We start from the raw sequence: 12,885 nt of genomic DNA, 5'->3' as shown, positions 1-12,885 counted from the left end.
ACCGCGCCTCGAACCAAGCAGTTGCGGTCGGGAACCAAGTAAGATCGAGGCGCCCCCGCCGTGCCCTCGCGTGCGCCGAGGGGGAGGAGATCGCCGGACCAGGCCCGCGCGAGCGCGTCCGCGCTCCTGGCCGTCGGGGGCCTCGCCGGGTCGCTGGTCAGGGTGCGGCCGGGACGCGTTCCTGGAGGTTAGGAGGCTGGCCGAGGCGTCCGTCGTCGCGGCCGATGCGAGCGATGCCGATCGGGCGTCGATGCGCGGCCGCGAGGATCGAGAGGACCGCGGAGACCGTATCCGTATCGACGAAGGATCTACTACCGGGATCCGCGTTGATAGTGTCCAGCCGACCAATTGCGCCAGTGATTTGCATAAGGATCCTGCCCTTATCCAAGCAATCGAAGCTCACGCCGCCGGGAAGGGCTAGGATCGAATCCCGCCCACGTCAAGCATGTTTTCTTATATCCGCACTTGAATAATGCCTTTTGAATGATGGGCGTCGGCCGACATGAGAAGCGCGCATGCCATGTGCGCGTCGCGGAATGCGCCGAATGCCAGCGGGAAGCCTGTATCCGAATCTCCTCGAAATAGAATCTTGCATTCATTTAGGCGTTATTTCTGATCGTTAACAAAGTTTCTCGCGACCTTGACTCATGACCATGACTTTTGCGAAAAAGAGCCTACATATGCCATAGCGCTCCTAGATATCCGGCTAACGTTCCTAGACGAGGGGGAGCATCGGTTTTGCTCGATCAAGCCGCGCATTCATCCGACGATCATCGGACCGGACAGCAGCAAAACGCGCTGATCGCCACGGGCGGCCTCGCCCTCGCCATCGTCGCCGCGGTTCATCGGCGACCGCTGGACCTGTCCCGGATCGCGCACGAGACAGGACGCCCGGGACAGCCTCTGACGCTATCGGAACTGGTCCTGGCCGCGCGGCGCAGCCACTTCCGCGCCCGAGCGGTTCGATCGCGGCCGGCCCGCCTCGCCGCGCTTCCGCTGCCGGCCATCGGCCGATCCCGCGACGGCCGGTTCTTCGTGCTGGCCCGCCGGCAGGACGATCGCACCTTGGTGCAGCGGCCCGGCGAGGCGCCCGCCGTCTGGACCGATGCGGATCTGGCGCAGGAATGGTCGGGCGAGCTCGTCCTGTTGACCAGCCGTGACGGGGCGCCCGGCCCGCACGAGACTCGCTTCAGCCTCGCCTGCTTCCTGCCGGCCGCCGCCCGGTTCAAGGCCCTGTTCGGCGAGATCCTGGCGGTCTCCTTCGTCATCCAGCTCCTCGGGCTCGCCGCCCCCCTGTTCTTCCAGGTCGTGGTCGACAAGGTGCTCGTGCACAAGGGGCTGACCACCCTCGACGTGCTGGTGCTCGGGCTCGTGGCCGTCACCGGCTTCGAGGCGGTGCTCGGCTACCTGAGGACCCATGTCTTCGCGCATACCACCAGCCGGCTCGACGCCGTGCTGGGCGCGCAGGTGTTCCGGCACCTGCTCGACCTGCCGATCGCGTACTTCGGCGCGCGCGCCACCGGGCAGACCGTCGCCCGGATGCGCGAGCTGGAGAACGTGCGCCAGTTCCTGACCTCGTCGGCGATGACGCTGACCGTCGACCTCGTGTTCTCGTTCGTCTTCCTGGCGGTGATGACCAGCTACAGCCCGAGGCTGACCCTGATCGTCGTGCTGGGGCTGCCGCTCTACGTCGCCCTGAGCCTGATTCTCACGCCGATGCTGCGGCGACGGGTCGACGAGAAGTTCCGGCAGGGCGCCGCGCAGCAATCGTTCCTCGTCGAGAGCCTGGCGGGCATCGAGACCGTGAAGGCCATGGCGATCGAGCCGCAGGCGCGCCGGCGCTACGAGGAGGGGCTGGCCGCCTACATCGCCGCCTCGTTCCGGGTGGTGTCGCTCGCCGCCGCCGGCAGCCAGGCCATCCAGCTCGTGGCCAAGCTGACGACGGCGATCGTGCTGTGGTTCGGTGCGCACGACGTGATGGACGGTGCCCTCACGATCGGGGCGCTGGTCGCGTTCAACATGCTGGCCGGGCAGGTCAACCAGCCCGTCCTGCGGCTGGCCCAGCTCTGGCAGGACTTCCAGCAGTTCCGCCTCTCCGTCGAGCGCCTGGGCGACATCCTGAACACGCCGACGGAACTCGCCGGCACCGGCACCCGCCAGGACCTGCCGCCGCTGCGCGGCGCGATCCGGCTGGAGGGCGCGAGCTTCCGCTACCGCCCCGACGGCCCCGAGGTCCTGCGCGCCGTCGACATCGCGATCCGGGCCGGCGAGGTGGTCGGCGTCGTCGGGCGCTCCGGCTCGGGCAAGTCGACCCTGACGCGCCTGATCCAGCGCCTGCACGTGCCCGAGCGCGGCAAGGTGCTGATCGACGGCGTCGACCTCGCCCTGATGGACCCGGCCTGGCTGCGGCGGCAGGTCGGCGTGGTGCTGCAGGAGAACGTGCTGTTCGCCCGCACGGTGCGCGAGAACATCGCGCTCGCCGATCCGTCGCTGCCGATGGAGCGGGTGATTGCGGTGGCGCAGCTCGCCGGAGCGCACGACTTCATCCTGGAGCTGCTCCAGGCCTACGACACCGTCCTGGAGGAGCGCGGCGCCAACCTCTCGGGCGGTCAGCGCCAGCGGATCGCCATCGCCCGGGCGCTGGCCACCGATCCGCGCATCCTGATCTTCGACGAGGCGACGAGCGCCCTCGACTACGAGAGCGAGCGGGCGATCCAGGCCAACATGCGCGCGATCTGCCGGGGGCGGACGGTGCTGATCATCGCCCATCGGCTTTCGACGGTGCGCGGGGCGGACCGCATCCTGGTGATGGACCGCGGCCGGCTCGCCGAGGAGGGCACGCACCAGGATCTCGCGACCCGGCCCGGTGGGCTCTACGCCGGCCTCGTCGCCGTGGCGGGAGGTTGACGATGGGCCAGGTTCACCCCTTTCCGATCCCCGAGGCCGGCAGGGCGACGGCGCGGGCCTTCCTTCCGGCCCACCTCGAGCTGCTGGAGACGCCGGCCTCGCCGACCTTGCGGGCGACCGGCTGGGTCCTGATGGCGCTGGTCGCCGGCGCCGTCGGCTGGGCCTGCTTCAGCGAGATCGAGATCGTCGCCACCGCGCAGGGGCGCGTCGTGCCGGTCGGCGAGGTCAAGCTGGTGCAGCCGCTGGAGACGAGCGTGGTGCGTGGCATCCACGTGCTCGAGGGACAGCATGTCGCGGAGGGCGAGGTGCTGGTCGACCTCGACCCGACGGAGGCCTCGGCGGACCTGGAAGCCACCCGCATGGAGCGGATGCAGGCGCTCCTCGACGCGGAGGCCGCGCGCCTGCTCCTGAGCGAGACGCCCGAGCCGGTGATCGCGCCCTTGGCGGAGGTGGAGCCGGCCCTGCTCGCGGCGACGCAGGAGCAGGTGCGGCTGCAGATGAGGGAGCACCGCGCGGCCCTGGCCGAGCTCGGCAGCGAGATCGCCGACAAGAATGCGGCCCTCGCCGCGAAGGCGTTCGAGACGGCCAGGAACACCGAGCTGACCCCGCTGGCCGAGGACCGCTACGCGACGCAGAAGGGCCTGTACGATCGCGGCAACGCTTCGAAGCTCAATCTGCTGCAGGCGCAGTACGACCTGATCGACAAGCAGACCGAGAAACGATCCCTGCCCGAGCAGGCGCATCAGCTCCGTGCGGAGATCGCGGGACTGGAGCAGAAGCGGGCGCAGGTGCACGCGCAGTTCCTGAAGGAGGCGGCCGACCAGCGGGTGAAGGCGCTTCAGAAGGTGGCGGTGGCCGACCAGAGCCTGCGCAAGGAGCGCCAGCGCGAGGCCTTGCGGCACTTGCGGGCTTCGGTGTCGGGCGTGGTGCAGGACCTGAAGGTGCACACCCTCGGCGGCGTGGTGAACGCGGCCGAGAGCCTGATGACGATCGTGCCGGACGCGGCGCGCCTGGAGGTCGAGGCGTTCCTGCCGCACCGGGAGATGGGGTTCGTGCGCGAGGGCCAGCGGGCGGAGACGAAGCTCGAGGCGTTCCCGTTCACGCGGTACGGCACGGTGCCGGGCGCGGTCCGGCTGGTGAGCCGCGAGGCGAGCGTCGCGCCGAAGCCGCAGGGGCAGGCGCCAGCGCCGACCGCATCCGGCGATGGCGAGGGACAGGGCTACCGTCTCCTCGTCTCGCTGGATCGGGCGCAGGTCCGCGCGGAAGGGGCGGAGGTGGCGCTGCGGCCGGGAATGACGGCGCAGGTCGACATCGCCACGGGCAAGCGCCGGATCATCGCCTTCCTCCTCGATCCCATCGAGAAACACGTCTCGGAGGCAGGACATGAACGATAAATAAATCTAGCAAAAACCACAAGCAGATTCTTAAATAAATTTAACTTAGTCCAAATGATGACCCACATGCGGAACTTCATAGTCCTAAAGTTGGCAACTACAACTTCCATAATTCTGATGCCACTATTCCTTACATCAGCTTATTACTTCAGTAAAATCAATAATGGCCAGAGAAACTACTATGCGGATTTATCTATCATTTTATCATGCGTAGATATACTACCTTTTGTCGCGTCGCTATGGCTTATACTGACAAGACACGAAGAGTTGGTGTCAAGCATAATGAAAGAATATAACAAAAGGCCGATGACATATTTCATAGTTCTGAACTCGGCCATAGTTTTTATGATGGTTCTTGTTAAAAATTTTTTATGACCAAATGATAAAACAAATCAATACGAAGACGATAGTACCGTGCAACAAAGATCTACATCATAATCTAAGCGCCCATCTCACAGGAAAATCAAAATGCCATCAATTGATGTCATTGGTCGGATCACCGGTGCGGCTGGTGGGATCGACTCGACCACAAGCGTTGGTTCAGATACCCTATCGCAGTCGACCAATAGCGCTCATCTTTCAGCAATGGGCGCAGAATTGTTTACTGTTGTAGCTCCTCTGACAGCAGGTACGGTTGGTATGGTAGCGGCCGATCTCCAAATAAACAAATTGATTGCAGGCCATAATCAAGGCGCTTCCGTTAATACTCAAGTCGCCGATGTCATTACTTTGATCGGTGACATCAGTATCACCTGAAGGAGGCGGCCGACCAGCGGGTGAAGGCGCTCCAGAAGGTGGCGGTGGCCGACCAGAGCCTGCGCAAGGAGCGCCAGCGCGAGGCCTTGCGGCACTTGCGGGCTTCGGTGTCGGGTGCAGGTCCGCGCGGAAGGGGCGGAGGTGGCGCTGCGGCCGGGGATGACGGCGCAGGTCGACATCGCCACGGGCAAGCGCCGGGTCATCGCCTTCCTCGTCGATCCCATCGAGAAACACGTCTCGGAGGCAGGACATGAACGATAGAGCCAGAGGACAGGTCGCTTATTTCCGTACGTTGACAATGCACGTGTTATTCATCGTGTTTTATTTCACAATATCATCCTCATATTCAAAATCGCATGCGGAAATAATCTTTGATAGATGCACAGACATAAAGGAATTTGTATCCAAAATCAAAAGCTTTTCCCCGAAGAAAGATAAGAACATATTCATTTACAAGCTGGATGGACATGAGGTATTTAAAGTACTTATTTCTGATGAAAGTTCTGTAATAACTACTGTCAGAGGCAAGCCGACGTATTCAGTCGAGAATGTCAAAGGGATTTTTATGGAAACATATGATCACATCGAACAATTGCCGGATGATTCCTCCATCAGCAGATACATAGTAGTGACAGATATAGTGGGAGGCAGTTTTATTATTCATGCAACAAGAAGCCCTGATGGAAAAATAAAAAGAATAGACGTTGAAAGAAATCAAATAAATCGACTCTGCAGGATGAATTGAACCTCATTGTTAGGAGAAGAAAATGGCACAAACTGTTGATGGCGGCCCGGTCAAAATCATCGTTAGCGGGAGCCACCAAGATGCACAGGCGAATTATGCTCATAAGCTGATCGACACCGATGCTTGGGTCGACCGCTCGATTGTCATAACCGAGCACGGATCTCATCGCGGATCTAACGATGTGGTTGCAACCGACAACCCAAACGATCTACCTGTTCCGTTGCTTATCAGCATCTATAGCGTGTTATATAACAATTCTACAAACAATAGACAGAAGCTACTAGGTGTTACCGACGATCAGTCGGGCGCAACTTTACAGCCTGTCGGGCGACCGCGAGGGACAGGGCTACCGTCTCCTCGGCTCCTTGGATCGCGCGCAGGTCCGCACGGAGGGTACGGACGTGGTGCTTCGGCTAGGATGACGGGGTAGGCCGACACCACATGTAGTCGCCGTCAAGTAATTCGGCCCCTAATCGACCCCATTGACAAAGATTTAATGCAAGCAAGGCATAAGCAATGACGTGCAATACCTCGATGTTCGCGAATAAAAAACGCCTATTGAATGTATTCATATCAACAAACCTATTACTGTCAATTAATTTTACATCATTTCGAGCGTACGGTAATAATTATTCCGCGGCAAATAAAGCCACAAGCCGAATAAATGGGTGTTGGGTCAAAAAGAAGATAGGCAATTTAAACCCGGAGGATTTTAGCTCTGCAACAATATGCTTTCCACGAAATGGTTCGGTGCACGGCGCTTTCATAGAGAGAAACGGACTCGGCAGTGAAGAAACGGGTGAGTGGTCCATCAGAGACAAATACAAGGTGCAAATTATGAACAAAAAATGCAGTTATTACTTTAAAAGTAGTTTAATTCTAGTAATAAATAAATGCTCATATTCAGGAAATTGGTCGAAAAATTCCTAAAAATTAGCATAAAAACTAGCTATATCTTCCTTGGAACAGAACTGGAGAAATAAATGGGACAGCTTAGCTTAGTTGTAGACCCCAATGCACTTCACCAGGACACTCTGCAGACATTAGTTGACACGTTCAATTCTTTGCCTAGGGCCATGAAATTTCTGAATATGCAGGGATCTCCGTTATCTGGAGCGATAACGATTACTGATAATCTTGCTCGTCCGGCGGTGAGCGATGGTAACAGGAAAGCATTTGCTTCGGGGGGATATAGGGCCTTTGATCAGAAGAAGGGTGGAATGGCCATTGTATTCAATTCCAATCCGCCCGACAATAAACCATTGTTAAACACCCTTATTCACGAAATCGGTCACATCAAATGGCCCGGACTTGGAAACGATAGCGAAAAACACGATCCTTTGTTTTACGCGCTCTTAAACAACGCCCTACAAAAACTTGGTGTATCCGTCGATCCTCAGCAAGATCTCCAGGGTCAATCTATAGAAAATGTAAAAATTCCACAGAAAGCAATAGATGATCCTCTTTCCTACATTATAAACAACAATAGATCAGAATTGGTTCCTGGTATCGACTCGGCTCAGGCTGCTGGAGACAGGTGGGGGGGTAAATGTATCATCCGATGGCTCCACAATGACAGAGACTCTATCCGATAGCGCAGGAACCGTAGTCGGGACTCTAACATTTAATTATGACGGTTCGGGCAACATAGCGTCCCGAACTACTTATATGCCCTCAAGCAACACTACGATGAATGATATGTTTCATTACAACGCCGATGGATCGACAAATGTAGACTCAATTATGAAAAACAATGATCAGGTTGTAAACGAAGTCCAGTCTCGTTTCGCCAACGACGGAAATAGTGTCACTGTTACGGGTCAGGATGCAAATATTACGGCCAACAATGCTTCGGTAAATTTTAGCGCTGGATCGTCGGCCGCTTGATCGGCGATTTTGATGATGTAACTGTGGAAAAATCTAGTCAACTAGCATTTGACGGGCAAAGCGGAACGATCAACGCACAGTATGCTTCTTTCACGCTTAACTCTGGATCATCAGCAACAGTTGCAGGCACGGGCAATACGATTGATCTAACGCCAAACACTGGCAGTAAAATCGGTGTTGCGGGTCAAAGCGAGACCGTGACCGGCGACAGCGGCAGCAACAATGTTAACATTCAGGGCGACGGAACCACCGCAACCGTCAACGGTGGCGGCACTGTCGGCCTTATCAACAACCAGCAGACCTTGACGCTCGGCGACAGCGGCTCGACCGTCAACACCGCGCCCGGGGCGTGAACGAGGTCATCAGCGGATCGGGTGAAGGCATCAACCTCACCGCCAACTCGGCCGCGAACATCGACGGCTCTGGTAATACGATCAATCTCAACACCGGCGACAGCATTGCCGTCCATGGCGGGGGAAACACCATCAACGGGGGCGCCGACGAACGCATCTACGTCGGAAATACAGACGGTAATCCCGATACACTCAATGTCAGCGATGACCGCGAGAATTCGGATGCGATCGATCACCAGACCACCGGGATCTTTTTCGGCCCCCAAACGCAGGCGTCTCTCAACGGAACGGGCGACGGATACTCATCGGCGCCGGGGGACCAGATCACGTCTCCGGATGACTTCATGAGCGATTACGAAGGAAACGCGCCTTTCGACAACGGATACTATAGCGGCGATGATCCAAGCAGCGCTGGTCAAGGAGACGATCCAGGCGGCTCGGACGGCTCCACCAGCCCCGGAAGCGCGGACGGCTCGGACGGGTCGGACGGCTCCATCAACCCCGGAAGCGCGGACGGCTCGGACGGTTCCACCAGCCCCGGCAACTCGGACGGCTCGGATGGGTCGGACGGCTCCATCAACCCCGGCAGCGCGGACGGCTCGGATGGGTCGGACGGCTCCATCAGCCCCGGGAGCACGGACGGCTCGGACGGGTCAATCGGTGCGGACGGCGGGGACGACGGAGGTTTCTTTGGTGGCTTCGGCGACCCGCTGATCCTCGACCTCGCCCACGGCGGCGTTCAGACCGTGAACGCCGACCATTCGCCCGCGCGCTTCGACATGGGGAACGACGGCCGCCGGGTTCAGACAGGATGGGGAACGCCAGGCGAAGGCTATCTCGTCGACCTTCCGAGCGGCGCCCAGACCCCGACCGATGCTGCCGATCTCGTGCCGACCTTCGAAGCCCTACGAGCCGCGGATACGAACCACGACAGCGTGCTCGATGCGCATGATGCGGGCTGGAGCAACCTGAAGGTCTGGGTCGATGCGTCCGGGACCGCGGTATCGGACCCCGGTTCGCTCCACTCCCTGGGCGATCTGGGCATCGTGTCTATCGATCTGAACGCCACGCCGGATGGTCGCCTCGATCACGGAAACACGATCTTGGCCGACGGGAGGTTCACGTGGGCCGACGGCTCTCGCGGCGACATCGCGGACGTCGCCTTGCGGTTCCGGACGAACCCGTCGCCGGTCTCGAACGGCGCGGCCGCCATCGATCCCGGAACCCAGACGCAGGCGTCGCAGCTCGTCGCGGCGCTGTCGACCTTCGGCGTCAGCCCCGCTGCCGAAAGCACGGTGCAGACCGCCCCGCCATCGGGTCAAATCGCCCTGACGGTCGATCCGACCGCCGCGCAAGCGCGCAGGCTGGCGGCCTAGGCTGTCCGGAATGGCACCTCCCGGCGACCGCGTCCTCCAGCGCCTGCTGGGCCGTGACGATCACCTCGGCGGTGCGGGCGGCGAGCGCCTTGCCGGCTTCCGAGGAGCCGGCCTGCACCACGACCGGATGCCCCTGCGGCGCACGCGGCACGTTGAGGGGGCCGCGCACCGAAACATGCGCCCCCTCGTGCGCGAGGAGGTGCAGCTTTTCGGGATCGAAGAAGCGCCCGGATTCGCGATCGCGCACGAAGGCGTCGTCCGCGTAGGAATCCCACAGGCCGCGCACGACATCGACGAACTCCTCCGCCCTGGCGGATCGGTCGGCATGGGCGAGGTGGCTCGCGCGGCTGAAATTCCAGGCCTCGCGCGGGTCGGCGGAGGTGACGAGGTTCCAGCCCGCGCGGCCGCCGCTCAGATGGTCGAGGAAGGCGAACTTGCGCGCGACGTGGAACGGCTCGTTGTAGGTCGTGGACGCGGTCGCCACGAGGCCGATGCGCTCCGTGACCGCCGAGAGGTGAGACAGCAGGGTCAAGGGCTCGAACTGGCCGACATAGCGGATCGCCGTCCGGCTCAGGGCCTCGAGGTCGTCGCCGCGGACGCTGACCCCGTCGGCGAGGAAGATCAGGTCGAACTTCGCCGCCTCGGCCGTGCGGGCGATCTGCCGGTCATGGGCGGCGTTGATCCCGGCATCGGCCTGCGACGACGGATGCCGCCTGCGGCGACATGGTGTCCGCCGGGATACAGGAACGCGCCCAGGCGCATGCGGTCGCGGCGTCCCATGCCCGTCGCCGCCTCACGCCGATCCGACGCGATATTGGCGCGGCGGCGCCGCGCCGGAGATCGCGAAGGCGCCGACGGAGCGGTCCCGGTAGATCCGCGGATTGTGCGAGGCGATGGTGCGGGCGTTGCGCCAGTAGCGATCGAGCCCGGTTCCGACCTTGACCGCGGAGGCGCCGAGCGCGTCGAACAGGCAGGTCGTCGCGGTCAGGATCAGGTCGGTGACCACGCCGACCGCCTGGTTGACCTCGACATCGGCGAGCGTCGCCTGTCGCTCCGCATCCGGCGATCCGGCACGGTGCGCGTCGTAAACCCTCTGCAGCGCCTCGGCGGCCTTGAGCACGATCGCGCCCGCCGCGTAGGCGTTGGCCCGAACGCGGCCCACGACCGCCTGGATCTGCGGATCGTCGGCCGTCCGCCCGGCATTGCCGTGGCTGTAGACGCGGGTCCGCTCGGCCACCAGCCGCGCCACGTCGTCGGCCGCAGCCCGGCCGACGCCGGCCAGCGTCGCCAGGTGCACGAGCTGGAAGAACGCCATGGCATAGGGGAAGCGGGCGGGATCGGGCTTGATCAGGCCCGGATCGAGCACCACGCCCTCGAAGGTCGCGGTGCCGCTGGCGGTGAGCGCCTGCCCGAATCCGTCCCAATCGTCGACGATGGTCACGCCGGGCGCGCGCACGGGCACCGCCGCGGTGACCGGGCCGCCCGCTTCGTCCTCGGCCGAGAGGTGGATGTAGTCCGCGAAGAGCGAGCCGGTCGTGTAGAATTTCCGGCCATCCACCACATGGGCGCCGTCACGCCGGCGCACCACCGTGTCGAAGGCGCCGACCTTGGCCGGCCCCGTTTCCGAGACGCCGCTGCCGATGGTCTCGCCGGCTCCGATCCGCCCGATCCAGGCCGCGCGCCATTCCGGCGACGACGAGCAGAGCGCATCCTCGGTGAAGCCGAAATGGGCCCGGAGCGCATTGGTGACATTGGAATCCGCGGCCGACAGCTCGACCAGCAGGGCGAACAGCTCGGGCAGGCTCGCGCCGTGGCCGCCCTCGGCCGGCGCAAGGCGCAGGGTGGTGAAGTTGGCTTCCCGCAACCAGCCGATCTCGGCATGAGGCAGGCGACGGCTGCGGTCCCGCTCGACCGCCGTGGCGCGGATCTCGGCGAGGACCGGGCGGAACCGGTCCGCGAGCTCGTCGTAGCGCCCGCTCGGCCCCGCACCCCAGCCTGCATCCGTCTGTGACATGAACACGATTTCCCGATTCCGGCCGACTGCGCGACAGAGCGACCGATAAATCGATGAATTGCCCTCCGATCTCAAGCCGAGCATCGTGCAAGCACATGTTTTTGGAACGTCTGCCCTGGCTTTGTGGAGAGCAAGGCAATTTCGTTTCGATCTGTGCCGACAGGAAAGAAGACGGTTTCCCGGTCCAGATCCGGATCATCAAGCTCGGACCGATCGCTCGGCAGGATCTCGATGTTGCCCGTATACGGCCGCTCACGAACAGACAGGAGACCTATACTCTCCGACAAGCCGATCGAAGAAGGCGCTTCCACGCATCCGGGGAAAATCGAAACCGTGGTTTCTTGATCCGACGCCCTCGCTCGACTTCAATACGCGAGCCGGCGAGCGGCGGGCGGGCCCGAGACGGCGTGGCCGCCGCCGTATCGGCCTCTCTCCCGCCTTCCAGCCGATGTGCGAGCCTTCGATGACCGACGAGACCCCGTGGCGGATCGCGCCCTCCCGCCGTTCGCTCCTCCGCACCGGGCTCGGCGGAGCCGCTGCCCTGGCGCTCGGTGCGCCGGCCGTACGCGCGGCGCCGCGCGAGGTGAAGATCAGCATGCAGCGCTCGTCGGTGCTGTTCACGGTGCTGAAGGTGAAGGGCACGCTCGCCGAGCGGCTCGCCCCGCTGGGCTTCACGCCGTCCTGGCACCTGTTCACCAGCGTGATCGAGCCGATGAATGCCGGCGCCGTGGATATTCATGCGGACGTCGCCGACGCCGTGCCGATCTTCACCCAGTCGGCCAAGGCGCCGCTCACCTTCTACGCCCGCGAGCGGGGCGCGCCCGCGGCCGAGGCGATCATCGTCCCGGCCGGGTCCCCGATCCGGACCGTGGCCGAACTGAAGGGCAAGACGGTCGGCGTCTCCCGCGGCTCGGGGAGCCATTACGTGCTGGCCGCCGCGCTCAGGCGCGCCGGCCTGACGTTCGCCGACATCAAGCCCGCCTACCTCCAGGCGCCGGACGGAGCCGTCGCCTTCGATCAGGGCAGCCTCGACGCCTGGTCGATCTGGGACCCGTTTCTGGCCTTCGCGGAGGCCAAGCGCCCGGTGCGGGTCATCGCCGACGGCGGCGGGCTGACGAGCTACCACCGCTATTATCTGGCGAACGACAGCTTCGTCGCGGCACAGCCCGAGGTGGTGGCGACCGTCTACCGCTCCCTGGTGGAGGCCGGTGCCTGGATGAAGGCGAACCCGGAGGCGGCCGTGGCGCTGCTCGCCCCGATCTGGGGCGACCTGCCGCCCGCGGTCGTCGCCGCAGCCAACAGCCGCCGGACCTACGCCGTCGAGCCGGTGGAGCGCGCCCAGCTCGGCGAGCAGCAGGCCATCGCCGACGTGTTCTACGAGGCCAAGCTCATCCCGCGCCGGATCGACGCCACCGACGTGCCGATCTTCCAGCCCCCCGTCGGCCGGGGCTGA

General features: G+C 62.5%; 9 protein-coding genes and 1 pseudogene. 8 read left to right on the top strand and 2 right to left on the bottom strand.

Annotation, left to right across the window (positions count from 1 at the left end; genetic code table 11):
* Positions 1-738 precede the first annotated feature (738 nt).
* From MKK68_RS23115 to MKK68_RS23085, 7 genes are all read left to right on the top strand, one after another.
* Complete coding sequence (locus MKK68_RS23115) at positions 739-2,907, top strand: type I secretion system permease/ATPase (protein WP_244033043.1); 2,169 nt, start codon at positions 739-741, stop codon at positions 2,905-2,907.
* Positions 2,908-2,909: 2 nt separating this feature from the next.
* The gene (locus tag MKK68_RS23110; protein WP_244033042.1) at positions 2,910-4,301 is read left to right on the top strand and encodes an HlyD family type I secretion periplasmic adaptor subunit; all 1,392 of its coding nucleotides are present in this window, start codon (positions 2,910-2,912) and stop codon (positions 4,299-4,301) included.
* 468 nt (positions 4,302-4,769) lie between these two features.
* Positions 4,770-5,057, top strand: coding sequence for a hypothetical protein (locus MKK68_RS23105; protein ID WP_244033041.1), 288 nt, complete (start codon positions 4,770-4,772; stop codon positions 5,055-5,057).
* A gap of 250 nt (positions 5,058-5,307) precedes the next feature.
* Complete coding sequence (locus MKK68_RS23100) at positions 5,308-5,802, top strand: hypothetical protein (RefSeq protein WP_244033040.1); 495 nt, start codon at positions 5,308-5,310, stop codon at positions 5,800-5,802.
* A gap of 983 nt (positions 5,803-6,785) precedes the next feature.
* Positions 6,786-7,397, top strand: a complete 612-nt coding sequence (locus MKK68_RS23095) for a hypothetical protein (RefSeq protein WP_244033039.1) — start codon at positions 6,786-6,788, stop codon at positions 7,395-7,397.
* Between the two features lie 288 nt (positions 7,398-7,685).
* Positions 7,686-8,042, top strand: a complete 357-nt coding sequence (locus MKK68_RS23090) for a hypothetical protein (protein WP_244033038.1) — start codon at positions 7,686-7,688, stop codon at positions 8,040-8,042.
* Positions 8,039-9,418 (top strand): hypothetical protein, encoded by a 1,380-nt coding sequence (locus tag MKK68_RS23085; RefSeq protein ID WP_244033037.1) that lies wholly within the window; start codon positions 8,039-8,041, stop codon positions 9,416-9,418. Before MKK68_RS23090 ends, MKK68_RS23085 begins: the two co-directional genes overlap by 4 nt.
* A 22-nt stretch (positions 9,419-9,440) precedes the next feature.
* Here MKK68_RS23085 and MKK68_RS23080 read toward each other — a convergent pair.
* A pseudogene (locus MKK68_RS23080) lies at positions 9,441-10,180 on the bottom strand (NtaA/DmoA family FMN-dependent monooxygenase); the annotation flags it as partial.
* A gap of 31 nt (positions 10,181-10,211) precedes the next feature.
* Positions 10,212-11,432 (bottom strand): monooxygenase, encoded by a 1,221-nt coding sequence (locus MKK68_RS23075; RefSeq protein ID WP_244033036.1) that lies wholly within the window; start codon positions 11,430-11,432, stop codon positions 10,212-10,214.
* Between the two features lie 463 nt (positions 11,433-11,895).
* Here MKK68_RS23075 and MKK68_RS23070 point away from each other — a divergent pair, with 463 nt between their 5' ends.
* Complete coding sequence (locus tag MKK68_RS23070) at positions 11,896-12,885, top strand: ABC transporter substrate-binding protein (RefSeq protein ID WP_147725711.1); 990 nt, start codon at positions 11,896-11,898, stop codon at positions 12,883-12,885.

This window comes from Methylobacterium sp. E-016 (assembly GCF_022829745.1).
In the GTDB taxonomy this organism is placed as follows: domain Bacteria; phylum Pseudomonadota; class Alphaproteobacteria; order Rhizobiales; family Beijerinckiaceae; genus Methylobacterium.
This window is presented reverse-complemented; position numbering and strand designations above follow the sequence as displayed.